This window comes from Rhodospirillum rubrum ATCC 11170, from assembly GCF_000013085.1.
Taxonomy (GTDB): domain Bacteria; phylum Pseudomonadota; class Alphaproteobacteria; order Rhodospirillales; family Rhodospirillaceae; genus Rhodospirillum; species Rhodospirillum rubrum.
Map to the genome: position 1 here is coordinate 28,857 of NC_007641.1, position 24,876 is coordinate 53,732.

The following is a 24,876-nucleotide window of genomic DNA, read 5'->3' on the forward strand; positions in this document are numbered from 1 at the left end:
GACTCGTGTCAAGCTGTGGATAACTTTCCCCAAAAAAAAGGGTGTGAGTAGAGTCCAAGGGGATAACTCTCAATTCTGTGGATAACTTTTCCCGACTCGGAGTCCCCCCGCGACTCCGAGTCGGGCGACGTTCTAGCCGAGGACGAAGTCTCCGATCGCCGGATCGACGGCGGCTCCGGCGTTCTTGAGAACCCCGATCAGGGTCAGACCGCCAGCGGTCGCGCCATCGTCGTTGAAATAGATCTCGCCACTGTCGGCCACGACGATGATTTTCTCAGCATTCGTCGCCAGGGCCAGGGTTCCCCCCGTCAAGGCGGTCACCGTGGCGACCTCATGATAATCGGTGGCGGCCAGGGCGGCGCCGCGGCTGCCCGTCAGGGAATAGACGGCGTCGCTAAGCTGGATCTTGTCGGTACCCGAGACGAAATCGGTGATGGTGTCGGCGTCATTGGCCGAGCTTGAGGCGAGAATGAAGGTATCGGCCCCCGCTCCGCCGGTCAGGGTATCCATTCCGGCGCCGCCCGACAGGGTGTCGGCCTGGGCGCTGCCGGTCAGGGTTTCCACCCGTGATGTTCCGGTCAGGGTGACACTGGCGATTTTGACCCCGCTGGCATCGACGGTGGAGTGAACGCTGTCGGTGCGCAGGAGCAAGGTCTTGCCGCCATCGAGGATTTGGTTGTTGGCGAGGTCGATGGTGACCCCCGCCTTGGCTCCAGTTCCGCTCAGGGTGAGGGTTCCGTCGCTGGCTTGGCCGATGGTCAATTGGGAGAAGGAAGACGAGGTCGCCGGTGCGGTTACCCCAGAGAGACCGGTTGGAACGGCCAGGAAAACGCTACTGGAGACGAAATCCGTCGGAGCTTCCAGATCGGAGGAATAGAGATAGGTCGCCGGCTTCTCGAAGGAGGGGAGGAAGGGGGCGATTTGCGCGACGCGAGCGAAGGCGGCGGCGAAATTTCCGGTGAACAGCGCGTCGGTGAAAATCGTATCCTGAGCGAAGTAGGTCATCTTGAGGCCATTGCCCAGATCGCGGTTTTCGGCGATGCCGAATTCGGCGAAATGGCGCAGCGGCGACGAGGTCACATCGGGATTGGCCGCCATATAGTCGAGGGGGGAAAAGAACGGCGTCGCCTGCCGCAGCTCATCGGCGCCATTGGCAAAGAAATGGCCATAGGCGGTCAACTCGCCGCGATAAACCTTCACCGCCACATCGTTGTTATTGGTCAGATACCAATCGACGTCGAAGAACGCCGTGGGACTACGCAGCTCGACATTGCCATTGTCGACGAAATGGCTATAGGCGGTGATGGATCCCGTCTTTACCACCGAGGCCACATCGGGGTTTTGGTTGAGATAGTAAGCCGTATCGAAAAACCGGTTGGGATTGCGCCCTTCGGCCATGCCGTAGCGCAGGAAATGCTCATACCCTGAAGAGATGGCGCCTTGTTTGACAGCCTCGGCAACATCGCTGTAAACGCGCAGATAAAACTCTTCGTTGAAAAAACTACCGACATTACTAGCCATGGCGACTATCCCGATATCGTGATGAACAACCGCACAGATTTACCGGATCTTTCTTACCATTGAGTGACCGGCCGACCGCAATGTCAGACGATGCCCAGGCGGTCGTAGAGCGGCAAAAAGCTGTCGGTGAAGGTCTGAGCGCGCAGGCGGAGCTCGGCCATGTTCTGGTCGACGTCCTCCAGGGGCTTGCCCTCCTTGACCAGCCGCTGGCCCTGACTCGACAAGATGCCCCAAACGAAGCTCGCCGGGTCGGGGTGCTTTTCCGCCCGGGCCAGCAAGAACAACTGCTGGATGCGATCTACCCCCAGGCCGCCGCCCAGAACCGGTGAGGCGAGAACGGTCAAATCGGCCGATCGCCGCGCCCGCTCGAGAACGGCGGCGTTGAAGCGTTTGGTCGCCTTGCGCCTAGCGCCCTCGCCGGCGGCCTCCGGGCAAGGGGCCACCCAGCCCTGGGAGATCGCCACCAGGGCCGCCTGATGCAAGGTGGCCAGCGGCAGAGGGGCGAGGGCCGGCTCGGCGGCGGCCAGATCGGCCAGGGTGATCGGCCCCTTGTCCAGGCGATCGAAGAACGGCCCGTAGATCTCGGGCTTGAGGTCGGTCGTCCCGATGGGGAAGGTGGCCTTCTCGGGGATGGTCGCGCGCGGCACGATCAGGGCCAAACGCTGGGCGCGCAGGCCTTCGATCTGCTCCAACGGCGTCAGGCGCAGGGCGCCACGGGTGAAGATATCGCGGCGGAACTGCTGGTTGACGATGTAATCGCGCAAGGTTTCGCGAAACAGCGGATCGTTGACAGCGGCCAGCATCTCGCGGCCCGGAGCGGAGAGGGCGACGACATCGATCAGATCGGTGACATGGGCCGAGGCGGCGAAGCTCAGCTTGGCCGCCGTCAGCTCACGCACCACATCGGCGTGATAAAGCGGTGTCCAGTCGCGATTGAAATACTCATGGGCCAGATAGTTGCGCGACATCGTCGCCATCTTCTCCAGCCGGGGCGCCACGGCGGGATTGGCGGTGAAATAGCCGGCCTTGCCCTCGGCCAGGGTGCGGGCGAAGGCCAAGGCCTTGTCCACCCGCTCGGTCATGCCGGCGCGCTCGGCTTTGGCATGGTCGATCATCAGGGCGCGCAACGGCATGATCGCCGCCCAGCCGGGCAGGGTGTTGTAGCTGATGTAAACCACGCCCCCCACCTTCAACCGGCGGCGGAGGAAGCGGCCGATCACCGCGCGGTTCTCGGCGCTGATCCAGGAATAGATGCCGTGGAGAACGATGAAATCGAAGGTCGGCAGGTCCTCGCGCGCCAGGAACTCTTCGAAGCTGTCATCGCCAAAGGCGGTGTTGGCGGTTCCCCCGTCCAGGGAAAGCTGGCGGGCGGCGGCGGCGTGGCTGGGGTTGAAGTCGGTTCCCCAGACGCTGGCCAGAGGATGGGTCGCCGCCACGATGTTCAGGGTCACCCCCTGACCAAAGCCCAGTTCGCAATAGGAAACCCCGGCGTCCTCCTCGGGCGCCCGCAAGCCCCGGCTGAGCAGACAAAAGCGCAGATGCGCCGGTGTCAGCTCGCGATAGAAGCCATGGGTATAGTCGATTTCCGCAACATATCCGTCCGTCCAGTCGCTCATCCGCCCCTATCCTCCACCTTAAGGTGCAAAGATCATAAGGGGGAGGAGTGGCGGGGGCGATCGATAAAAGGCGGGCGATGGCTCAGCTTGGCCACTTCGTCCGAATGAGATGGTCGGGTTCGCCGATCAGCCCATAGGCCTCGCGCAGCAGCCGCTCGGCCGCCTCGGGGCTGGCGTCGCTGATGCTATGGCTGCCGCCGCCGGGAAACGACAGGGTGGTCCCCTCCAGCCAATAGCCGATCTCGTAAGGCTGGCCGCAGTCATTGACGAAACGGGTTTGCCCAGCCATCGCCGCCGCCGGCGGCCGATCGGGAAAGGAGCATTCGGCGGCCGCGGCCGGCAGGACCGGGACGGCCAGGAGAAAAGCCGCAAGACACAGGCGCATGGTACGGTCTCCAGGAAGAACGAGGGGAGGAAGGAGTGTAACGCGTGAGCCCGCGTCGGGAAACGCGACACCCTCTTTCTTTAAAAGGGGTCAGACCCCGTTTTACTCCGTTTTACTCGTTTTATCCTTGCGCGGCCGGCCGCGCGGGCGGGGGGTGACGGAGTGGCCAAGGTCGCGGCCGATCCGCTCGGCGAAGCCGGCCTCGCCGATCAGGGCCCCTTGCCCCGTCGCCAGGCGGATCAGATCCCAAGCCGGATCGTCCGCCACCCCATCGGAGACCAGGGCGCGATAGGCCCGGGCGCGGCCGTCGGCGTCGGCGGCCAACTGGCGGTAGACCTCATGGGGGGTGACCAACGCGTTCGCCGCGCCCAGGGCGTTGGCGCGGTAGCTGCTCCAGCGATAAGCGGCCGGGTCCGCGACCATGCCGGCGCGCACAGGATTAAGCTCGATATAGCGCATGCAGGCCAGCAGATAGGCCTCGTCCTGGATATAGCCGGCCTTGTAGCGCCCCTGCCACAGGCCGCCAAAGCGCTGGCGCTGGCGGTTGACGTATTGCCCGTAGCGCCGCCCCATGTCCTGCATCACCGCCCCCAGATCGGCCGAGGAGGGGGCCGAGACCAGCAGGTGGATGTGGTTGGTCATCAGGCAATAGGCGTGCAGGTCCAGGCCGCGCCGGGCCAGGGCGGCGCCCAGCCAGTGCAGGAAAACCGCCCGGTCCTCCTCGCAAAAGAACACCGGTTGACGGTCGACCCCACGCTGAACAACGTGCTGGGGAACACCGGGAAGATCAAGGCGGGGGCGTCTGGGCATGATCGCCAGTCTACGGCCAAATCGGTCAAAAGAGAAGGGGTCTGACCCCTTTTAAGCTTAGTGGCGATTGATCTCCTCCCCCTATATAATATTCCTTATAATCACAGGAGAGAACGCCATGCTCACCTTCAAGGTCACCACGGTCGGAGCCTCGGCCGGCGTCATCCTGACCAAGGAAGCCCTGGCCCGTCTGAAAGTCCAGAAGGGTGACACGCTCTACCTCACCGAAGCCCCCGATGGGGGGTATCGCCTGACGGCTTGCGATCCCGATTTCGAGCGCCAGATGGCCCTGGCGGAAGAGATCATGCACGACGACCGCGATATTTTGCGCGCTCTGGCGAAATGACGATCTGGCGCTGGGTTGGCCTGAAAACCGTTTACGCCGTGCATGATCGGCAGCTTGCCGAGCATGGAGGGCTCGATGGCCTTCGCGACCAGGGCGCGGTGGAGTCGGCTTTGGCCCGACCCCGCAACCGGGCGGCCTATAACTCTCCCGACGCGGCGACCCTCGCCGCCGCCTATGCTTATGGACTGGCGCGCAATCACGGCTTTGCCGATGGCAACAAGCGAACGGCCTGGGTGGTCGCCCGGCTTTTCCTTGTCGATAATGGCTACCGCCTGCAGGGGGTCGACAAGCGGGAAGCTGTGCGAATTGTCGAAGCGATCGCTGGTGGTAGTCTTTCCGAAGAAGACGTGGCGGCGTGGTTCCGCCAGCATCTCGTTTCCTGACAGGGGCGCTTATAAAGCTTAAAAGGGGTCAGACCCCGTTTATCTTGGTTGTTTTTGGCAAGGCGGCTTTCAGGGCGCCCACATAGGCGGCGCGGGCGGTTTGCAGGGCGGTGGCATGGGCCTGCAGGCGGGCCAGCTCCTGGTCGACGAACTGGATGCCGGCCACATGCGCCTTAGCTTCCGCCGACAGGCTGTCGAGGTCGTAGTCGCGGTCATCGATGCGCAGGGTGGGCATGGGGGTATCCTTGACGGGAGGGGACAGGGGGCTTGGCGAAGGGGTCGGCGAAAGAGCCAACGGCAAGCGCGGCGCCTGGGCCAGGCAGCGGTTGACCCGCTGGGCGCTTTCCACACTCTCCGCCAGGATCTGCGGCGCGTGGTGCCAGCGCTTGGCGCGGGCGTGGCGGCAGGCGTCCAGGGCCTGCCGGCGGCCCTGCTCGGGGCTGAGGGCAAGCCGGTGGCCCATCCCGCGCAAAGGGCCGGCCAAAGCCGCACCCAGGATCTGGCGAAGGGGCTCGAACAGCTCAAGCGGCATTGGCGTATCGGCCAACACGGCCGCGCTGGGGGCGAACCCCTGGGCGCGCGTCAGCGCCAACATATAGTCTGTGACGTCATGCAGCATGATCCGGCCCGTCGGGCCGACATGGATCAGCGGGCAATGGGGCGCCAGGGTGGGCAGCAGATGGTTGGGGTAAATCTCGCCTTGCCAGTAGCGGCGGGCGATCCGTTCAAAATGGCGGAAATCCGTGATCGGGATGAAGCGCGCCGCTTCAAACGGCAGGATTTCCACCTTGGGCTTGGTCGGCGTCACCGTGTCGTTGGCCACGTCGATATAAAGCGTGCCGACCTGAAAGGCGTTCTGGAAATACTCGCCGCGCAAATCACCCCACACTTGGCGAAAGGCGCCGCCGGCCCGCTGAAAGGCGCGCAGCGCGCGCAGGCCCGTTATCGCCTCGGCCGATAGCCCAGCCTCGTCCAGGCGACGCAGGCGGTGATGAACAGCCTGGGCGATCTCCAGGCATTGGCCCAGCGGATAGGATTTGCCCAGTTTCATCGGTTGCAGGCGACGCAATTGGCTATCCAAGTCGCCGCGCACGGCCAGCAGGCAGGCCTCCACCGCGTCGAGAACCGGCAGCAGGTGGCGGGCGGTCAATGCCGCCTGGGCAACGGGATGGAGGATGCGGGGTTCATTGGGCAAAAGCCGCCGGGCCCCCGATCGGGGCTTGGCATCCGGCTCAGCAAAGGTCACGACGCGGGGTCCGGCTAGAAAGGATCAAGGCGAGTGCGAGAGCCCAGTTTAGACCACGTGGAACCGGGATTCATCGAATAAAAAAGGGTCAGACCCCTTTTTATTCCCTCTTTCTATCATAAAAATGGCAGGAGGTCTGTATAGACCTCCTGCCATTTTAAGAAAGTGGTAGGCCTGCCGCAAAAGGGCAGGCCTAAAATGGTCCAATATTAGATGAAGTCGCCCGTGACAACCTGGCTGGCAAGCTGCCCCGTAACCACTCCGATCAACTCAAGATCGGCAGCCGACGTCGTAGCCGGAGTCGCATCAGCGACATAATGGAAGATGAACGAGTCGGTTCCATTATCCAGCACAAGCACAAGGCTATCACCGGCAGTAACATTCGACGCAGCGAAATCACCACCGCTGGTCAGGGCGGTCACTGCATTAGCGACAGCGGTAGTCGCGGTCGTATTCGCGGCGAGCTTATCATTAGCACCGCTGAACGTGAAGATCACGTCATTGGCGGAAGCCGAACCGTTGTCGGCAACAGCCACCGGCGCAAGCGCGGCAAGGTTAGCAGTCGCGTTGGTCGTACCGTTCGCAACGGTAAAGCCGATGTCGTACTTGTCCTCCGACGCAGCGCCGAAAGTGAACCCAGTGACGACATCGTGGTTGGCGTTGCCAGCCGCGAAGGCTTCGCCGAAGACGACCGTGTCATTGCCAGCGCCGAGATCGATCCTATCGATTCCCGCACCCGCAGTGACCGTATCGTTGCCCGCACCAACCCGGATGATATCAGCGTTGGCCGTTCCGGTGATGGTGTCGTTGCCAGTTCCGCTGGTAACAGACAAGCCATTTGCCCCAGTTGCCGCCGAAGCATCAAGCGTGAACGCACCAGTCAAGGCCGAAGCATCAATGGCCGTGTTCACGTTTACACCAAGCGCCCCGGTCGTGATCGAGACATCGTGCGCCCCGGTGACGGTGATGCCGGTCACGGCCGCAGAACTTGTCAGAGAGCTAACGGTAATCGCGTCAGTGGCAACGAACTGAAGGTTCTCAACACCAGCCGCATTAACGTTGGCGAGTGTGATAGTGCTGACGGCGGCGGCACCATCGTCAGCCGTGATCTTTACGGTGTCAATCTGACCAACGTCGGATGCCCCCGTAATGCCAATCACCGGGGTCGCGTTAGCGGTCACCGTCACGTTAGCGGCCTGTGTGGCATTCAGACCATTGATGGTACCCGAGCCCGTAAAGCGGACAGCGTTGATGGCGGAGTTGGTGAAAAGGCTCGCATCCGCCGTGACGCCAGCCCCGACCTGCAGAACCTCGAAGCCAGCGTAGTGCTGGGCCTCAGCAGCAGTATCCACATCAGTGGTAGCATTCACCACAAGGCGATCCGCAGTACCAGCACCCGCATTGATCGCCGAGGCAGCAACCGTCGCAGCAAGAGCCGCCGTAGTAACGACATCGTTGCCCGCGCCACCCGCGAAGCTGGTCGTCACAGCGTTGAGGCCAACGGTCACACCGCCGGCAGTCAGACCGCTTGCATCAATGGTCTTGAACACACCCAACGAGCCAACATCAACGCTCGAAGCAAGCCCAGCAACCTTCAGAGCGGCCCCGGTGGTGTTGAAATCAGCCGCCACGAGCGTGGCGGTCAGATTGGTCTCCGCATTGATGTTGAGCGTGGCGATACCGGCCGTAGCAGAGCCAGCGGTCTCCGTCAGATCAATAGCACCAACCGTGTTCGCAACACCCGTCGAGGTGATGGTGGCTACAGTCGGGTTGGTGGTGATCGCATTGGCGGCAACGCCATTGGTGATCGTCGGCGCACCGGTCGTGCCTACGCCATCGATCGCAATGTTGACAGCCGCGGCAGCCGTCACCTGCTCGAAGGTCACATTGCCAAGAACCGTTGCGCCGTCGCCCTTGAGGCCGACAGTCGTTCCGGCGGCAAGGTTGGCGAAGGTAACGGCGTCGGTCGAACGATCCGACCAAACCTGCTCCTCACCGAGAACCGTGCCAAAATCGTAGGAACCAGCCGTACCGCCAACTTCACGGACGAAGAAATTTTCAACCGAAGTGATGGTCGCGGCGGGAAGCGATCCAGCGGCATTCCCTTCGACCGTGATATGCAGGCTGTCCTTGCCGGCACCGCCGTCGATCGAATCAGAAGCAGTAAAGGTGCTGTTAGTAGAGTTCGCAGTGACGTTCACATAGCCATTGAATGTGTCGTTATTGGCGGTGCCGGTCAGAGCATCCACACCCGTCGTAAGGGTGTAAGTCTGGCCCACGTTCTCGCCAATGGTCACGCCCGAGCCGCTACGGCCTTCGTCGACGCCGAAAGCCAGGAAGTGGTAGAGGGCCGACGGCATGCTGCCGGCGGTCACGGCGGCGGCGACGTCAGGGTTGGCGGCCAGATAGCTGGTCTCGTTGAAAGCAGCGAGGGCGGTCGAGGGGGCGCGCTCTTCGGCGGCGCCGTAGGCGAGGAAGTGGGCCCAAACGCTGGGGAAGGCGCCATTGGACACGGCGTTCAGAACGTCGGGGTTCTGGGCGGCGTAGTAGTTGGCGTCGAAATAGCTGTTGGGGTTGCGCAGTTCCTTGGCGCCGAACAGGTTGTAATGGGCCTCGGCGCTGGCGAACTGGCCCAGCGACACCGCCTTGGCGACGTCCGGATAGGCCGTCAGGTAGTAGGTGGCGTTAAAAGCGAGAGACATTGGATATGCTCCAGAGTTTGGTTGAGATCTCTAAACCAAAGGAAAGGACAGATCAGGACCTTTCCGAAGTGGGATCAACCACTTCGATAGCGGGGAACCCCACGCTGCCGAAAAGGTCGACCCCGAGCAGGTCCTGGGGTACTATGGACCCGTGGCTGCCAGAGCCCGTATAGCAACTGACACACTGGTAACTATCACACAAGAGGGGGGCTCACAAACCCTTTTTGCGTGAACAAAGGACGACATCTTCTTTTTCCCAAGGGATTTTCCGGCCCGGCAAGGCTTTGACCAATGGGGTAAAAGCCGGCCGGATAAAAAGGGGATAAAAGGGGTCTGACCCCTTAAATTTGGGGTCTGACCCCTTTTATCCCCCTGTCTTGCTTTTTATTGCCTTTGAGCCGGCTCTCGGTTAGGCCAGCCGCAGTTCCGTTTTCCGCCGCTGCAGGAGGCTCGCATGGCCGTCGAGGTCACCCATCTGGATATCGCCGAGGTCAAGATCCTCCGCCCCGCCAAATTCGGCGATGATCGCGGGTTCTTTTCCGAAACCTATAACAAGGTCGCCCTGGCCGAGGTTGGCATCACCCTGGAGTTCATCCAGGACAACCATTCCTTTTCGGCGAAGGCCGGCACGGTGCGCGGCCTGCATTTCCAAACCCCGCCCTTCGCCCAGGACAAGCTGATCCGCGTCGTGCGCGGCGCCCTCTTCGATGTCGCGGTGGATTTGCGGGTGGGCTCGCCGACTTACGGCCAGTCCGTCTCGGCGGTGATCTCGGCGGCGGCCTGGAACCAGATCCTGATTCCGGCCGGCTTCGCCCATGGCCTGTGCACGATCGAGCCCGATACCGAGGTGCTGTATAAGGTCAGCGCCCCCTATTCCCCCGATCATGACAAGGGGCTTTTGTGGAACGATCCGGCGCTCGGCATCGAATGGCCGGTCAGCCCAGGGGCGGCGATCCTGTCGGACAAGGACGCCCGCCAGCCGGTATTGGCCGATCTGCCGGCTTATTTCACCTATCCTTAAGCGGCAAGGGGGTGGGGCAAATATCGCTCGCGCCGTTTTACGCGGACTGATAGGGTGCGGCCGACGCCACACAAGTGTGGCCTTCCCCATGACATCGGCTAAGAAAGAAGGGATCGGCAGAGGTGGCTCTCGTTCCCAAGGCGAAACCGCAAAGCCAAAAGGTCGTCACCGAACTGCAGGAGGCCTTGAAAAAGGCCCGCGGCGGCTTCGTGTCGACCATGGCGTTCAGTTTCTTTATCAATCTTCTGTTGTTCGTTTCGCCGCTTTACATGCTGCAGGTTTACGATCGGGTGCTGACCAGCCGCTCGAATTCGACCCTGGTGGTGTTGACCCTCGCCGCCGTCGGCGCCCTGATCGTGCTTGGGCTGATCGAGGCGGTGCGCTCGCGCATCCTGGTGCGCACCGGCGCCCTGATCGATACCGAGCTCAACACCCGGGTGTTTAGTTCGGTCTTCCAGCAGGCGGTGAGGCGGCCGGCGGCGGGCTATACCCAGGCCCTGCGCGATTTGGACACCTTGCGCGAATTCCTGACCGGATCGGGGCTGATCGTGTTTTGCGACGCCCCCTGGGCGCCGCTGTTCATCGCCTTGGGCTTCGTTTTGCACCCGCTGCTGGGTCTGGTGTCGCTGTTTGGCGCCATCGTGGTTTTCGCCCTGGCGATCGTGAACAACCTGGGCACCCGCGGCTTGCTCAAAGACGCCGGCACGGTGTCGATGCACGCCAACAACTATGTCAGCTCCAGCTTGCGCAATGCCGAAGTGTTGGAAGCCATGGGCATGATGTCCAACATCCAGCGGCGGTGGAGCGAGCGGCACGACGCGGTGATCGGCCTGCAGGCCAAGGCCTCGGACCGCGCCTCGGCGGTGATGGCGGCGTCGAAATCCTTCCGCATGGGGCTGCAGGTGGCCATTCTCGGCACCGGCGCCTATCTGGCCATCCACAGCGAAATCTCGCCGGGCACGATGATCGCCGCCTCGATCATCATGGGCCGGGCGCTGCAGCCCGTTGAAATGGCCGTCGGCCAATGGAAGGGGCTGGTCGCCGCGCGCGGCGCCTATGAGCGGCTGACAGATCTTTTGGCCAATAACGCCGCCGGCAAGGACACCATGACCCTGCCCCGCCCCGAAGGGCGGGTGAGCCTGCAGCAGGTGGTGATCGTGCCGCCGGGCAGCAGCGTTCCGGCTTTGCGCGGCGTGACCTTGGATATCGCCCCGGGCGAGGTTCTCGGCGTCATCGGCCCCAGCGCGGCGGGAAAATCGACCCTGGCCCGCGCCCTGGTCGGGGTCTGGCCGCCCGTTCAGGGGATCGTCCGCCTGGACGGCAACGACCTGCGCCATTGGAAATCCGAGGAGATCGGCCCCCATCTTGGCTATCTGCCCCAGGATGTGGAATTGTTCGACGGCAGCGTCGCCGAAAACATCGCCCGCTTCGGCGATATCGACCCCGACAAGGTGATCGCCGCCGCCCGCAAGGCGGGGGTCCACGACATGGTGCAGAAGCTGCCCGAAGGCTATGACACCAAGATCGGCGTCGGCGGTCAGGCCCTGTCGGGCGGCCAGCGCCAGCGCATCGCCCTGGCCCGGGCGGTCTATAACGATCCGGTGCTGGTGGTGCTTGACGAACCCAACGCCAGCCTTGATGCCGATGGCGAAGCCGCCCTGATGGTGGCCATTGACGGCATGCGGGCGGCCGGCCAGACGGTGGTGGTGATCACCCATAAGCCGACCCTGCTCAATGCCGTCGATACGGTGCTCGTGCTCAAGGGCGGGCTGGTTGAAATGAAGGGGCCGCGCGCCGATGTGCTGTCGAAATTCGCCCGACCGCGGGCGGTGGCCAGCCAGGACGCTCCCGTTCAGATCACCGCCACGCCGGGGATTTAAGCGACCATGACCTCGTCTAGCCTCACCCCCCAAGCCATCGTCCCCCCGCCCGAGGCCCGGCCGCCGGCCGAGCCCCCGGCGCCCCCCGCCCCGTCGACGACGGCGCCGGCCCAAACGCCGGCCAAGGCATCGGCCAAGATGCCGGGCGACACCACGCCGGCGCGCTGGACCGAGGGGATGCTGTCCATTCCCAAGGTCGTGACCGATTCGCGCCAGACGATCAGGGCGGGCTGGTTGATCATCCTGGTCGCCTTTGGCGGCCTCGGGCTGTGGGCGGCGACGGCGCCGCTGTCAAGCGCCGTGGGCGCCCCGGGCACCATCGTTGTTGAAAGCAACCGCAAGACCGTTCAGCACCTTGAAGGCGGCATCATCAAGGAAATTCTGGTCAAGGAAGGCGACCGGGTGCACCAGGGCGATCCGCTGATCCGCCTGGAAACCACCCAGGCCCTGGCCAGCGCGGCGGTGGTCAGCAATCAGTTTGAAACCTATCAGGCCCTGGAGGCCCGCCTTGTCGCCGAACGCGACGAGCAAAAGACCATCACCTTCCCCCCCGATCTGATCGCCGTCGCCAAGCTCAAGCCGGAAACGGCGGAAATCCTTCAGGCCCAGCAGCAGCAGTTCGATGAGCGCCATAAGTCGATCGAAGGCCAAGTCGCCATCTTGCAAAAGCGCATCGCCCAAAGCCGCCAGGAGATCGAAGGGCTGAAGGTTCAGCGCCAATCCAAGAAGCGCCAGCTTGAAATCTTCCAAGACGAAATCGTCGGCCTGCGCGAATTGCTGGCCAAGGGCTATACCCCGCGCACCCGCATCCTGGCGATGGAACGGGAAATGACCCGGCTGGAAGGCGAGGTCGGCACCGATACCTCGTCGATGGCGCGAGCCGAACAAGCGGTTGGCGAAGCGGAACTGCAGATCATCCAGACCCGCCAGCAATTCCGCGAAGACGTCGTCGGCCAGCTGCGCGAGGTCCAGACCAAACTGTCGGAACTGCGCGAACGCGGCACGGTGGCGACCGATGTGCTGAGCCGAACCGTCCTCCTCGCCTCGCAGGCAGGGGTGATCCAGAACCTCGCGGTTCATACCCTGGGCGGCATCATCAAACCCGGTGAAACGCTGATGGAGATCGTGCCCGAAGACGATCGCCTAGTCATCGAGGCCCAGATTTCGCCGCGCGACATCGACAATGTCGTTCCCGGCATGGACACCGAAGTGCGGTTCTCGGCCTTCAATTCCCGCACCATCCCGATCATCGACGGGGTGCTGTCCCAGGTTTCGGCCGACCGTTTCGTCAACGAGCGCGATAGCTCATCTTATTACAAGGCGCGGATCGAGGTCTCGGACGAGGAACTGGCCAAGCTGGGCGGACTGGCCCTGCGCGCCGGCATGCCCGTCGACGTGATGATCAAAACCGGCGAGCGCACCGTTCTTCACTACTTCCTCAAGCCCCTGGAAGACGCCCTGTTCCACGGTTTGATCGAGGAGTAAGCCGGCCAGCATGGTCGTGGACTCGATTATGGCAAGAATGGGCTCGACTTCCCGGGGTACAGCAACTAGTATCCTAGTAATCTTGGGGCGCTCCGGCGCCCTTTCCCCCAAAAAAGATAGCTCCTTTGGCCTTTCGGGTGAGTCACCATGTATTCCCATCCACAACAAGGCGGTGGCCCTGAGGCCCTGAAGTTGCGTCAGGAAGCTGGTCGTTGGTTGAAGACGATGCGCGAGACTCACGGCATCTCTCAACGGGAATTGGCCAAACGCATCAGCGTTGATTATTACACCTTTATTTCCCAGGTAGAGGCCGGTCGCGGCCGCGTGCCGCCGGACCGTTATGAATCCTGGGCGAAAGCTCTCAATCTAGACGTCATTCCCTTCGTCAAGAAAATGATGAGCTTTTATGATCCCGTCACCTATGACATCTTGTTCGGCCGGATCGATCATCAGCGTTAAGACCGCCTGTCCGACATAAGGTGAGGGTGCCATCATGGCGTCGCGGATTCTTTCCTTCGGCCGGGCCCACCGGGCGGAAAAGACCGTCAAGGTCGAAGGCTGGACGAATCAGCAGCTGGCCGAGCTGTATCGGATCACCGATCTTCTCGGCCGCTCGGGCATGTCGGTGGCGACCGATATGGGGCTGTCCGACGAGGGCGAGCCGTGGTTCGTCTTCTACGATCCCGAAAGCGGCGATGTCATCGCCCATTTCGCCCGCATCGATGGCCTGTTCGTGGTCGTCGCCTCGGCCGCCGGCACCACCTTGCGCGGCCGCGATTTCCGCCATCTGATCGATCAGATCGTCGAAAGCCAGCCGCTGGTCTTCCCCAAGCCCGAGCGCCCGGGCAATGTCCGCAAGCTCCACCTCCACCCCTCGATCGTCCTCACCGCCTTTATCGCCACGGCTTTGCTGCACAGTCGCAAGGCCTTGGCCGACGGCGGCCATGACGGCGATGGCGACCACAAATCCGATGGTCGCGGTCGGGGCTCGGAGGGCTCGGGGCAGGCGACGGACGCCGGCCATCAAGGCGGCGGCAGCGGTTTCTTGTTCCAGGCCACCAGCATGGCCTCGGCCCTGGCCTTCGCCATGGTCGCCGCGCAATCCGATCCGTCCTTCCTGGAAAAGATCGGCCTGAGCGAGGATCGCGCCCCCGACCTAGCCCATTCCCTGGCCGAAAAAAACCGCCGCCCCTGCCGCGCCGCCCAGCCAGGATCCCACGCACCACGAGATCACGCCGCTGGCCCAGATCAACGATCAGAAGACCGGGTTCGACGGGAGCGACGACCTTTACGGGCAGGCGAACGCGCCCTTGAAGACCGAGGCGCTGAAGACGGTGCTTGCCCATAACGACGCCCAAACCGATCACCCCGTCCCCAGCCATGGCGTTCCGGTCAGCACCGAGATCCAGACCGTCTCCCTGGAGCGGACCGAGACCTTCCAGAACCACCCGATGATGACCCTGAGCGAGTTGGCCGCCCTCGAGCAGACCCCCATCCCCGGCGAGCCCCATCCGGGAGATCCGCAAGGCAAGGTCGCCCAAACAGGGGAAGCCACCGCCACCAGTACCGCGACGCCGGCCCGCGCCGAAGCCAGCGCCGCCCAGACGGCCGGCGTGGCGGTGGTCGCCTCGGGCGTTACCGAGCAGGTCAGTTCGACGACGGCCGCCTCCTCGCTGACCCTGGCCAATGCGGCCGAAGCAAAGGACTTGGCCGTTCTCAAGCTGACTTTCCTGAAGGGCCCGTCGGACTCCGACAGCCTTGTCACCACCAAACCCGTTGAAGATAAAGCGACGGAGTCGGGACTGACCGTCCCGGAAACCTCCCTGACGCCGGCATCGGAAAGTGCCTCCCATAGCGTAACCGTCAATGGCCCTCTGACCACCTTGTCGGCCAGCCTGACCGAAGTCGTCCAATACACCGGCGGCCATATCGCCTTGACCGGCTATCAGGTGGGCACGGATTCCATCGTTGTCGCCGACACCATCAACGTGACCAATGCCCAAATCTCCGAAACCACGGACGGCGATATCCTTTTGAGTTTCGGGGTGGATTCCTCGATTAAGCTGATCGGCATCGGCTTTGACGATCTGGCGGCGCTCGTCTAACGCGGGGCGAAGGCGACGAGACCATTGATTCTTGGCCCGGCGCGGGCCAAACCTTCGTCATGTCCACTCTCCCCACCCCGCCGCGCCCCCGCCCCGTCGATATCATCATTCCGGTCTATAAGGGGCTGGAGGAAACCAGGCTGTGCCTGGAGAGCGTTCTGGCGACGCTTCCCGCCGCCGACGGTCTCATCGTTATCGATGACCACAGCCCCGACCCCGCCCTGGTCGCCTATCTGAAGGACCGCGCGGCCGGCGATCGGCGGATAAGACTGCTCCACAACCCCGAAAACCTTGGTTTCGTCGGCACCGTCAACCGGGGCATGGCGTTGGAGCCCGAGCGCGACGTCCTGCTGCTCAACAGCGATACCGAGGTTGCCGGCGACTGGGTGGCGCGGCTGCGCGCGGCGGCCTATGCCGATCGGCGGATCGGCACGGTCACGCCCTTTTCCAATAACGCGACGATCTGCAGCTGGCCCCGGTTCTGCCAGGACAATCCTTTGCCCCCCGGGCTGGACGTGGCCGGGGTCGACAGGGCCTTCGCCGCCGCCAATCCCGGACTGAGCATCGATATTCCAACCGGGGTGGGCTTCGCCTTTTACATCCGCCGCGATTGCCTTGATGAGGTCGGCCTGTTCAATGCCGAGGCCTTCGGCAAGGGCTATGGCGAGGAAAACGACTTCTGCCGCCGGGCCCATCACCGGGGGTGGCGCAACGTGCTCGCCGCCGACACCTTCGTTTATCACTCGGGCAACGTCAGTTTCGGGGTCAATCAGGAGCGTCTGGATAGCGCCATGCGCCAGTTGCTGGCCCTTCATCCCGATTATCGCCGGGTGGTCCAGCTCCATATCAACCAGGATCCGGCCCAAAACATGCGCTGGCGCGCCGCCCTCGGCATCCTGCGCCAAAGCGCCTTGCCGGTGCTGCTGTTCGTTACCCATAACCATGGCGGCGGCACCCTGAGCCATGTCCACGAACTGGCGAAGGCCCTTGAAGGGCGGGCCTGGGGGCTTTTGCTGACGCCGGGGCCGCGTAATACCGCCGTTGTGACCTTACCCGCTTCCCTGGGCGGCGACGCCCTGCCCTTCGATCTGGAGCAAGACTGGGACGGGCTGCTTGATCTGTTGCGCTATGCGGGGGTGAACCGCCTGCATCTTCACCATATGCTGGGCGTTCCCGAACGGCTTTTGGATCTGCCCGAACAGCTTTCCATTCCCTTTGACTTCACCGCCCATGATTTTCACGCTGGCTGTCCGCGGGTCATGCTCTGCGGTCCAGGCTCCCGCTATTGCGGCCAGCCCGAAGAGCGGGCGCTCTGCGATGCTTGTCTGGCCCAGGCGCCGAAGACCGAAGCCGGCGATATCACGTCTTGGCGCGCGGCGATGGTCGCCCGTTTGAGCCGGGCCGAGCGGTTGTTCGCGCCCAGCGCCGATACCGCGAACCGCCTGAAGCGGATGCTGCCCGCCCTCTCCTTTCGCGCCATCCCCCATCCCGACGCCCAGGGCCTCGCCACCAACGCGCCGCCCCCTCTCCTGCGTCCCTGTGGGACGACCGAACCCTTGCGTATCCTGGTGCTTGGCGCCCTGAGCCGGGCCAAGGGCGCCGATCTGGTCGAAGCGACGGCACGCGAGGCGGCCCGGGGCGATCTTCCCTTGGAAATCCACCTTCTCGGCTATGGCTACCGACCGCTGCATCGCGCGCGGGGGCGACTGACCGCCCATGGCCGCTACCACCCCGAGGAGATCGCCGGGCATTTGGAGCGCATCGCTCCCCATGTGGCTTGGCTGCCGGCCGGTTGGCCGGAAACCTACAGCTACACTTTGAGCGAGGTCATGGCCGCCGGATTGCCGGTGGTGGTCAGCGATCTTGGCGCCCCACCAGAGCGCATCCTCGGCCGCCCTTTGTCCTGGGTTCTGCCCTGGAACGTCGATGCTTCCACAGCGGCGGCGTTCTTCGGGAGGCTGCGCGCCGGGGAAATCCCCGCCTCCCCGGAGGCCCCTGCCCTCTCGCCGCAAAGCACGCCCCGGGTGGATTTTTATCGCGAAGGCTATCTTGCCGAGGTTTTTCCGGAGAAAGCACGCGCGCGCCTTCCAGAGCGGGAAATCGGCGAGCTTATTGGGCAAGCCCTCGATCGCGCCGGGGCGCGCCGGCGACGCCTACAGTGTTGGGGCGATCTGAAAGTCGTGCGGCAACGGATCTGGCGCTCTTTGATTACCCTTTTGGCCCACCCCAGCCTCTTCCCTTTGGTCAGTCGTATTCCGGTTTCTTTCCAGGAACGGTTGAAGCGCCTAATTAAGGGGTAGGACTTTTCAGGGGCAAAGATCTGGCCCGCGCCCTCTTCGTCACGAAAGGACGACCCCGTGCACCAGTTCCACCCATCCATTCTGCGGGAATACGATATCCGGGGAATCATCGGCGAAACCCTGTCGACGGCCGATGCCCGCGCCATCGGACAAGCCTTTGGCACGATGGTGCGCGAAGAAGGACGAGAAACGCGGGTTTGCGTGGGTCGTGATGGCAGATTGTCATCGCCTGAACTGGAAGAAGCCGTGGTGGAGGGGCTCCTGGCCTCTGGAACCGCCGTGATCCGGATCGGCCTTGGCCCCACGCCGATGCTCTATTTCGCCCAAAAAACCTTGGGCACGGCGGGCGCTATCCAGATCACCGGCTCGCATAATCCGCCCAATCACAATGGCTTCAAGATGATGAAGGGCGGCAAGCCGTTCTTCGGGGACGGCATCCGTGCCCTGGGGGAGATGGCCGCGAGCGGGTCCTGGGCCTCCGGCTCGGCCACGGTCCAGACGGTTGACGTCCGCGCCGATTATTTGAAAGCCCTGCTGGGCGGCTTTTCCGCCGGCGGCAAGGATCTGACCGTGGTCTGGGACCCGGGCAACGGGGCTGCCGGGGATATGCTTCAAGCGCTGGTCGCCCGGCTGCCCGGACGCCATGTGGTGATCAATGCCGCCATTGATGGCCACTTCCCCAACCATCATCCCGATCCCACCGACCCCCATACCCTGGTTCAACTGCAAGAGGCCGTCGCCAGCGAAAAAGCCGCCCTTGGCATCGCCTTCGACGGCGACGGCGACCGCCTGGGCGTGGTCGATGACCGTGGGCGCATTCTGTGGGGTGACCAGTTCATGGTTCTGCTGGCCAAAGAGGTTTTGGCCGCCCATCCGGGCGCTCCGATCATCGCCGACGTCAAAGCCAGCCAGCTGCTGTTTGATCAGATCGCGGCGATGGGGGGCCGCCCGGTTGTCGGGCGCACCGGTCATTCCCTGATCAAGACCCTGATGGCCGAAATCGGCTCGCCCCTCGCCGGCGAGATGAGCGGTCACATCTTCTTCGCCGATCGCTATTACGGCTTCGACGATGCCCTTTATGCCGCAACCCGCCTGCTGTCGATCGTCGCCCGCTTGCCGGGAACCCTGGGCGAGTGGTTCGACACCCTGCCCCGCTTGGTCAATACCCCGGAATTGCGTTTTGAGTGCGCCGATGACGCCAAGGTCGGGGTGATCGAAACGGTGCGCGCCCGCTTGAAGAAAGAAGGCGCCGAGATGTCCGAAGTCGATGGCGTGCGGGTTCTGCGCCCCCAGGGCTGGTGGCTTTTGCGCGCATCGAATACCCAGGCGGTTCTGGTGGCCCGCGCCGAGGCCAAAACGGAGACCGACCTGACGATCCTGACCAAAGACCTGGCCGACTATCTGGTCGACGCCGGCCTGACACCACCAGACCTGATGACCACCCCGACGTCCCACGGCTAAGATGATGGATCAGGATGATCAGGAGAAGGGAACGACCATGGCTTCTCAGTCCGCCAGCGCGCCGATAACCCCGGTGATCTTGTCGGGGGGCTCGGGCAGTCGCCTATGGCCCTTGTCGCGTGCCCTCTACCCCAAACAGTTCCTACCCCTGGTCAGCGAACTGACGATGATCCAGGAGACCGCCCTTCGGGCCTCTGGCGAGCGGTTTACCGCCCCTCTGGTCATTTGCAACGATGAGCATCGCTTCATCGTGGCCGAACAATTGCGGGCCGCGGCCTGTCAGCCTACGGCGATCATTCTCGAACCCGTCGGCCGCAACACCGCTCCGGCAGTGGCGGTGGCGGCGCTCAAACTTTTGGAAAGCGCCAGCGATCCCATCATGTTGGTGATGCCTTCCGATCATGTCATCCAGAACGCCGACGCTTTCCTCGCCGCCATTGATCAAGCGGCGCCGGCGGCGCGCGCCGGAGCCTTGGTGACCTTCGGGATCACTCCCAACGCCCCGGAAACCGGCTATGGCTATATCAAAGCCGGCGGATCTTTCGCCCCTTTCACCGGCGTGCTCAGGGTCGAGCGGTTCGTCGAGAAGCCCAATCTGCAGACGGCGGAAAGCTATCTGGCCGAAGGGTCCTATCTCTGGAACAGCGGCATCTTTCTGTTTTCCGCCAAGGCCTATCTCGCCGAATTGGGGCGCACGAACTCCAAAATTATCGAAGCCTGCAGCCAAGCTCTTGCCCAGGGTCAGCGGGATTTGAGCTTTTGCCGGCTTGATGCGGCGGCCTTCGCCGCTTCTCCAGCGGATTCCATCGATTATGCCGTCATGGAAAAAACGGCCAATGCCGCCGTCTTTCCCGTCGAGATGGGGTGGAGTGATCTGGGAGCCTGGTCGGCCTTGTGGGAAATCGGCCCCAAGGACGCGCAGGACAACGTGGCTCTTGGCGACGTTCTGCTCCAGGACGTCGAAGGGTCCTATATTCGCTCCGATCACCGTCTCGTGGCCGTGGCGGGGTTGTGCAATGTCGTGGTGGTCGCGACGGACGATGCGGTCCTGGTGATTGATCGCGGCAAGGTCCAGGACGTCAAACAGATCGTCGAACGCCTTAAAAAAGCGAACCGGGACGAGCACGCGCTGCACAGTACCGTCCATCGTCCTTGGGGACATTATCGCGGCATCGATCGCGGTGAGCGCTTTCAGGTGAAACGCATCGTCGTCCAACCCGGTGAGCGGCTCTCGTTGCAGATGCACCATCACCGGGCCGAACATTGGATCGTCGTCACTGGAACCGCCCTTGTAACCCGTGGGGCGGAAACCTTCCTGCTTCACGAAAATGAATCCACCTATATTCGGGCTGGCCAAACCCATCGTTTGGAAAATCCGGGCAAGGTCCCCTTGCATTTGATCGAGGTGCAGTCGGGTGGATATCTGGGAGAAGACGATATCGTTCGCTTCGAAGATGGTTATGGGAGAACTCTCCCACAGAAAGAGCCGCCTCTTATTTCTCTAGAAAATAAAACAGAATAATAATTTCCTGTTATTTACATCCAATCTCCCGGAGAAGTCTGTATGAGTAAATGTGCCCTTATCACAGGCATCACCGGGCAAGATGGCGCCTATCTTTCTCAGCTTCTGATTTCAAAAGGATATCGTGTCTACGGAACAGTACGCCACTTGGCTACCGCTAATATATGGCGATTGAGAGAGCTTGAAATTCTGGATAAAACAAATCTAATTGAAATAGATCTTTTAAATTATGACAGCATCTACGATGCCATCAAGACGACTAATCCGGATGAAATCTATAATCTTGCCTCTCCCAGCTTCGTCGGAACTTCTTTTGAACATCCAATTTATGCTGGAAATGCCGGAGGATTGGCTGTCACGCGCCTTCTCGCGGCTATTTTGGCAGCCGATCCTGACATCCGCTTTTATCAAGCCTCAACGTCAGAAATGTTTGGCAAGGCGCAGACCACCCCGCAGACGGAAACCACGCCCTTCTATCCCAGAAATCCCTATGGAGTGGCCAAGTTATATGGCCACTGGATGACGGTGAACTACCGTGACTCCCACAACCTCTTCGCATGCTCCGGCATTCTGTTTAACCATGAATCGCCCTTGCGCGGCAGGGATTTCGTCACAAGAAAAATCAGCCTGGGACTATCGTGCATCAAAGAAGGGCAGCAGGATATTCTAAGACTTGGCAATCTGGAGGCCCAACGGGACTGGGGTTTCGCTGGAGATTATGTCGAGGGGATGTGGCGGATGCTTCAGCACGAGATTCCCAGCGATTATATTTTGGCGACGGGAAAACCCCGTTCTGTGCGGGACGTCGTCGATCTCGCGGCCGGCGCTTTGGGAATGGATCTTCTCTGGGAAGGGACCGGCGCTGAAATGGTCGGCATCGAACGATCGTCCGGCCGAAAAATTGTCGTCGTCGATCCGGCTTTTTTCCGCCCCATAGAAAAAGAGCTGCTAACCGGGGTCGCAGAAAAAGCCCATTCCGTGCTGGGATGGCGGCAAAGAATGGGCTTTGAAGATCTCATTGCCCAGATGACAGAGAGAGACCACGATCGCGTTATAAAAAAAGACCTATTTTATTAAGAAATATGCCCCTTTTCTGTTTTCAGAACTTGCAATAAATATTGTCCATAAGATGTTTTACGTAAATTATAGGTCAGCTTTTCAAGCTGATCATCGCTGATATAGCCTAATCTCCAGGAAATTTCCTCGGGGCATGCCACCATGAGACCCTGACGGCTTTCCACCGTTCGGACAAAAGTCGCGGCCTCAAGCAGGCTGTCATACGTTCCCGTATCAAGCCAAGCGAAGCCTCTTCCCATGACTTCGACGCGAAGGCTTTTTTCTTTTAGATACATATTATTAATATCTGTTATTTCCAACTCACCGCGTGGCGAGGGCTTAACGTCCCTGGCATAATCTACAACTTTATCATCATAGAAATACAGACCAGTGACCGCATAGTTTGACTTTGGGTTTTTTGGCTTTTCTTCAATGGAAAGAGCATTTCCATCACTATCAAAGTCCACAACGCCGTAACGTTCCGGATCTTGGACATGATAACCAAATACCGTCGCTCCGGAGGTCCGTGCAGCGGCCCGCCGCAATATCATCGGCAGGTCGTGGCCATGAAAAATGTTATCCCCGAGAACCAGCGCACAAGGCTCCCCGCCAACGAAGTCCGCACCAATCAGGAAGGCCTCGGCCAGTCCTCGAGGCTCGGCTTGCTCCGCATAGGAGAGGTTCAGGCCCCATTGGCTACCGTCTTTCAACATTTCGATAAAACGCGGAAGGTCGGTGGGCGTTGAAATGATCAGGACATCGCGAATTCCCGCCATCATCAGAACAGCCAAAGGATAATAGATCATTGGTTTGTTATAGATTGGCAGAAGCTGCTTACAGACGGCATGCGTCATCGGATAGAGACGCGTACCAGACCCCCCGGCCAGAATAATTCCCTTCATCGTGACTCTCTTTTTCCTGAGGTTCCGAGTGTCTGCAGCACCTCGTCCAAGCCTTCCCGCCAAGAACGGGGACGAATGCCAAAGACCGCTTCGATCTGGGTACAATCCAAAACCGAATTGACTGGCCGACGGGCCGGCGTGGGATACTGGGCCGTTGTGATCGGCAGGACGACGGGCCGTCGCCCTTCTTGCTTGGCCAGCCCAGCCATCACCGCATCGGCCAAGCCATACCACGTGGTGGGACCGGCTCCGACAAAGTGGTAAGTGCCCCAGCCTTCGCGCTGTCCGCCTCCGCGAGGTTTGTCATCGGTAAGCTGGCGAACGATGTCGATGATGGATGTGGCGATATCGGAGGCCGCGGTTGGACACCCATACTGATCAGCGACCACGCGCAGCTCGTCACGCTCTCGGCCAAGACGGAGCATTGTTTTTACGAAATTGTGACCATGGGCTGAAAAGACCCAGGCGGTGCGCAAGATAATATGACGCTCCCAAACCGCGCGCAGGGCCGCTTCCCCCGCTTCCTTGCTCGCCCCATAGACTCCAAGGGGAGCGACGGGATCGGTCTCCCGGTAGGGCTCTTGCTTTTGTCCGTCGAACACATAGTCCGTAGAGAGATGAAGAAGGGGGATGTGAGCCCGAGCACAGGCCTCCGCCAACCACCGGGGTCCATCCCGATTCACCGCAAAGGCGGCCTCGGGATCGGTCTCGGCTTTATCAACAGCCGTATAGGCTGCGGCGTTTATGACGAAAGCCCAAGGCTGATCGGCAACGCCGGCGCTCACGGATCCTTGATTGCTCAAATCGATCCGCTTGCGGTCACGGACGACGGGGACAAGCCCGGAGGGCCACTTGGCGGCCGCCAGCTCGCTTCCCACCTGCCCGGTACCGAGAATGAGAACCGGTCGGCTGCGCCCGAGATCGGTCATTTTTATCGGGCTGCCAAGGTGCCGAGCCGACCGCCATCGTAGACCTGGTCCCGCAAGGGGCGCCACCATGCCTCGTTGTCGAGATACCATTGAATGGTCTTGCGGATACCGGTTTCAAAGGTTTCCACGGGCTGCCAGCCCAATTCGCCATGAATCCTCGAGGCATCGATGGCATAGCGGAAATCATGCCCCGGCCGGTCCTGGACATAGGTGATCAGCGCGCGCCGCGGCTTCTCAGCGGGCACAAGCTCATCAAGCAAATCGCACACGGTCGTCACGATATCGATGTTCCGGCGCTCTGCCGCTCCCCCCACATTGTAACTCTCCCCGGGCTGGCCTTTGGTCAGCACCGCCCACAGGGCTCTGGCATGGTCTTCGACATGAAGCCAATCCCGGATGTTCTGGCCCTGGCCATAGACGGGAAGCGGCTTCCCTTCCAGTCCGTTGAGGATCATCAGCGGGATCAATTTCTCGGGAAACTGACGGGGACCATAATTGTTGGAGCAATTGCTGATCACCGTGGGCAGCCCGTAGGTATGGTGCCAGGCATTGACCAAGTGATCCGATCCCGCCTTCGAAGCGGAATAGGGCGAGTTCGGCGAATAAGGTGTGGCTTCGGTGAAAGCCCCGATCTCGCCGAGCGAGCCGTAGACTTCGTCCGTAGAAATATGGTGAAAGCGAAAGGCCGCCTTGCGCTCGGCAGACAGCGCCGACCAATAGCGGCGGGCGGCTTCCAAAAGAGTATAGGTTCCGAGAAGGTTGGTTTCGATGAAGGCCGCGGGACCATCGATCGAGCGATCGACATGGCTCTCCGCGGCAAGATGCATGACGGCATCGGGCTGATGGGTGGCGAAGAGGCGATCAAGGGCCGCCGCGTCCCGGATATCCGCCTTCTCAAACTGGTACCGGGAACTTCCGGCAACCTCCGCCAGAGAGGCCAGATTAGCCGCATAGGTCAGGGCATCCACGTTGACGACGGACGCATCGGTGGCGCTCATAAGGTGGTGCACAACTGCCGAACCGATGAAGCCCGCGCCTCCTGTGACAAGAATCTTCACGGCTTAGCCCTTCCAGAACATGAATTTAGCGGATTGATCGTCTGTCTTGCACCAAGTCCCCCAAGCCAATCAAGGCCTATCATGGCGCCCGCCGTCATGTCCTCTACTCTCTTTCAAGGCGCTATCAAAGGCATGTTCCCTTTATGGA

General features: G+C 61.7%; 21 protein-coding genes. 12 read left to right on the plus strand and 9 right to left on the minus strand.

The window, feature by feature from the left end:
• Window positions 1-132: 132 nt before the first annotated feature.
• From RRU_RS20165 to RRU_RS19765, 4 genes are all read right to left on the minus strand, one after another.
• A complete protein-coding gene (locus RRU_RS20165) occupies window positions 133-1,521 on the minus strand; it encodes a M10 family metallopeptidase C-terminal domain-containing protein (protein WP_011387741.1) in 1,389 nt (462 codons plus the stop codon).
• An 83-nt stretch (window positions 1,522-1,604) separates the two neighbouring features.
• Window positions 1,605-3,137: a methyltransferase regulatory domain-containing protein gene (locus tag RRU_RS19755; RefSeq protein ID WP_011387742.1), complete on the minus strand. Its 1,533-nt coding sequence runs from the start codon at window positions 3,135-3,137 to the stop codon at window positions 1,605-1,607.
• An 82-nt stretch (window positions 3,138-3,219) separates the two neighbouring features.
• A complete protein-coding gene (locus tag RRU_RS19760; RefSeq protein ID WP_011387743.1) occupies window positions 3,220-3,522 on the minus strand; it encodes a hypothetical protein in 303 nt (100 codons plus the stop codon).
• A gap of 102 nt (window positions 3,523-3,624) precedes the next feature.
• A complete protein-coding gene (locus RRU_RS19765; protein WP_011387744.1) occupies window positions 3,625-4,332 on the minus strand; it encodes a transposase in 708 nt (235 codons plus the stop codon).
• Between the two features lie 118 nt (window positions 4,333-4,450).
• On the opposite strand from RRU_RS19765, the gene RRU_RS19770 reads away from it, so the two are divergent.
• Together RRU_RS19770 and RRU_RS19775 are read left to right on the plus strand one after the other, a co-directional pair.
• Entirely contained in the window at window positions 4,451-4,678 is a 228-nt protein-coding gene (locus tag RRU_RS19770; RefSeq protein ID WP_011387745.1) for a transcriptional regulator, read from the plus strand.
• On the plus strand, window positions 4,675-5,061 hold the full coding sequence (locus tag RRU_RS19775) for a type II toxin-antitoxin system death-on-curing family toxin (protein WP_011387746.1): 387 nt from the start codon (window positions 4,675-4,677) through the stop codon (window positions 5,059-5,061). Before RRU_RS19770 ends, RRU_RS19775 begins: the two co-directional genes overlap by 4 nt.
• A 28-nt stretch (window positions 5,062-5,089) precedes the next feature.
• On the opposite strand, the gene RRU_RS20095 is transcribed toward RRU_RS19775, so the two are convergent.
• Both RRU_RS20095 and RRU_RS19785 read right to left on the minus strand, forming a co-directional pair.
• Window positions 5,090-6,307, minus strand: coding sequence for a DUF6447 family protein (locus RRU_RS20095; protein ID WP_242601299.1), 1,218 nt, complete (start codon window positions 6,305-6,307; stop codon window positions 5,090-5,092).
• A gap of 209 nt (window positions 6,308-6,516) precedes the next feature.
• Window positions 6,517-9,009: a beta strand repeat-containing protein gene (locus RRU_RS19785; RefSeq protein WP_011387748.1), complete on the minus strand. Its 2,493-nt coding sequence runs from the start codon at window positions 9,007-9,009 to the stop codon at window positions 6,517-6,519.
• 454 nt (window positions 9,010-9,463) lie between these two features.
• Between RRU_RS19785 and rfbC the strand changes: the two genes are divergently transcribed.
• From rfbC to RRU_RS19835, 10 genes are all read left to right on the plus strand, one after another.
• Entirely contained in the window at window positions 9,464-10,030 is a 567-nt protein-coding gene (rfbC, locus tag RRU_RS19790; RefSeq protein ID WP_011387749.1) for a dTDP-4-dehydrorhamnose 3,5-epimerase, read from the plus strand.
• A gap of 122 nt (window positions 10,031-10,152) precedes the next feature.
• Entirely contained in the window at window positions 10,153-11,910 is a 1,758-nt protein-coding gene (locus tag RRU_RS19795) for a type I secretion system permease/ATPase (protein WP_011387750.1), read from the plus strand.
• A gap of 6 nt (window positions 11,911-11,916) precedes the next feature.
• Entirely contained in the window at window positions 11,917-13,395 is a 1,479-nt protein-coding gene (locus tag RRU_RS19800; protein WP_011387751.1) for an HlyD family type I secretion periplasmic adaptor subunit, read from the plus strand.
• 147 nt (window positions 13,396-13,542) lie between these two features.
• Window positions 13,543-13,854: a helix-turn-helix domain-containing protein gene (locus tag RRU_RS19805; RefSeq protein WP_011387752.1), complete on the plus strand. Its 312-nt coding sequence runs from the start codon at window positions 13,543-13,545 to the stop codon at window positions 13,852-13,854.
• 34 nt (window positions 13,855-13,888) lie between these two features.
• Complete coding sequence (locus RRU_RS19810; RefSeq protein ID WP_011387753.1) at window positions 13,889-14,743, plus strand: hypothetical protein; 855 nt, start codon at window positions 13,889-13,891, stop codon at window positions 14,741-14,743.
• Window positions 14,706-15,500, plus strand: coding sequence for a hypothetical protein (locus RRU_RS19815; RefSeq protein ID WP_164922612.1), 795 nt, complete (start codon window positions 14,706-14,708; stop codon window positions 15,498-15,500). Before RRU_RS19810 ends, RRU_RS19815 begins: the two co-directional genes overlap by 38 nt.
• Before the next feature lie 59 nt (window positions 15,501-15,559).
• Window positions 15,560-17,800, plus strand: a complete 2,241-nt coding sequence (locus RRU_RS19820) for a glycosyltransferase (protein WP_011387755.1) — start codon at window positions 15,560-15,562, stop codon at window positions 17,798-17,800.
• Window positions 17,801-17,857: 57 nt separating this feature from the next.
• Window positions 17,858-19,261 (plus strand): phosphoglucomutase/phosphomannomutase PgmG, encoded by a 1,404-nt coding sequence (gene pgmG / locus RRU_RS19825; protein WP_011387756.1) that lies wholly within the window; start codon window positions 17,858-17,860, stop codon window positions 19,259-19,261.
• 37 nt (window positions 19,262-19,298) lie between these two features.
• On the plus strand, window positions 19,299-20,783 hold the full coding sequence (locus tag RRU_RS19830) for a mannose-1-phosphate guanylyltransferase/mannose-6-phosphate isomerase (RefSeq protein WP_011387757.1): 1,485 nt from the start codon (window positions 19,299-19,301) through the stop codon (window positions 20,781-20,783).
• Window positions 20,784-20,825: 42 nt separating this feature from the next.
• Window positions 20,826-21,860: a GDP-mannose 4,6-dehydratase gene (locus RRU_RS19835; protein ID WP_011387758.1), complete on the plus strand. Its 1,035-nt coding sequence runs from the start codon at window positions 20,826-20,828 to the stop codon at window positions 21,858-21,860.
• Here the strand turns inward: RRU_RS19835 and rfbA are convergent.
• Genes rfbA through rfbB form a run of 3 tightly spaced genes read right to left on the minus strand, consistent with a single transcriptional unit; the run spans window position 21,857 to window position 24,728 of the window.
• Window positions 21,857-22,741, minus strand: coding sequence for a glucose-1-phosphate thymidylyltransferase RfbA (gene rfbA / locus RRU_RS19840; RefSeq protein WP_011387759.1), 885 nt, complete (start codon window positions 22,739-22,741; stop codon window positions 21,857-21,859). The genes RRU_RS19835 and rfbA overlap by 4 nt on opposite strands.
• Window positions 22,738-23,670: a dTDP-4-dehydrorhamnose reductase gene (gene rfbD / locus RRU_RS19845; protein WP_011387760.1), complete on the minus strand. Its 933-nt coding sequence runs from the start codon at window positions 23,668-23,670 to the stop codon at window positions 22,738-22,740. The genes rfbA and rfbD overlap by 4 nt, the downstream gene beginning before the upstream one ends.
• 2 nt (window positions 23,671-23,672) lie before the next feature.
• Complete coding sequence (rfbB, locus tag RRU_RS19850) at window positions 23,673-24,728, minus strand: dTDP-glucose 4,6-dehydratase (RefSeq protein ID WP_011387761.1); 1,056 nt, start codon at window positions 24,726-24,728, stop codon at window positions 23,673-23,675.
• Window positions 24,729-24,876 lie beyond the last annotated feature (148 nt).

Bases quoted from the DNA above. Each gene is read 5' to 3' on its own strand.
- rfbA (WP_011387759.1), bottom strand. From the start codon at position 22,741: ATGAAGGGAATTATTCTGGCCGGGGGGTCTGGTACGCGTCTCTATCCG.
- RRU_RS19755 (WP_011387742.1), bottom strand. From the start codon at position 3,137: ATGAGCGACTGGACGGACGGATATGTTGCGGAAATCGACTATACCCAT.
- RRU_RS19820 (WP_011387755.1), top strand. From the start codon at position 15,560: ATGTCCACTCTCCCCACCCCGCCGCGCCCCCGCCCCGTCGATATCATC.
- RRU_RS19810 (WP_011387753.1), top strand. From the start codon at position 13,889: ATGGCGTCGCGGATTCTTTCCTTCGGCCGGGCCCACCGGGCGGAAAAG.
- RRU_RS19835 (WP_011387758.1), top strand. From the start codon at position 20,826: ATGAGTAAATGTGCCCTTATCACAGGCATCACCGGGCAAGATGGCGCC.
- RRU_RS19830 (WP_011387757.1), top strand. From the start codon at position 19,299: ATGGCTTCTCAGTCCGCCAGCGCGCCGATAACCCCGGTGATCTTGTCG.
- RRU_RS19800 (WP_011387751.1), top strand. From the start codon at position 11,917: ATGACCTCGTCTAGCCTCACCCCCCAAGCCATCGTCCCCCCGCCCGAG.
- RRU_RS19760 (WP_011387743.1), bottom strand. From the start codon at position 3,522: ATGCGCCTGTGTCTTGCGGCTTTTCTCCTGGCCGTCCCGGTCCTGCCG.
- RRU_RS19775 (WP_011387746.1), top strand. From the start codon at position 4,675: ATGACGATCTGGCGCTGGGTTGGCCTGAAAACCGTTTACGCCGTGCAT.
- RRU_RS19805 (WP_011387752.1), top strand. From the start codon at position 13,543: ATGTATTCCCATCCACAACAAGGCGGTGGCCCTGAGGCCCTGAAGTTG.
- RRU_RS19785 (WP_011387748.1), bottom strand. From the start codon at position 9,009: ATGTCTCTCGCTTTTAACGCCACCTACTACCTGACGGCCTATCCGGAC.
- RRU_RS19765 (WP_011387744.1), bottom strand. From the start codon at position 4,332: ATGCCCAGACGCCCCCGCCTTGATCTTCCCGGTGTTCCCCAGCACGTT.
- rfbD (WP_011387760.1), bottom strand. From the start codon at position 23,670: ATGACCGATCTCGGGCGCAGCCGACCGGTTCTCATTCTCGGTACCGGG.
- RRU_RS19770 (WP_011387745.1), top strand. From the start codon at position 4,451: ATGCTCACCTTCAAGGTCACCACGGTCGGAGCCTCGGCCGGCGTCATC.
- RRU_RS20165 (WP_011387741.1), bottom strand. From the start codon at position 1,521: ATGGCTAGTAATGTCGGTAGTTTTTTCAACGAAGAGTTTTATCTGCGC.
- rfbC (WP_011387749.1), top strand. From the start codon at position 9,464: ATGGCCGTCGAGGTCACCCATCTGGATATCGCCGAGGTCAAGATCCTC.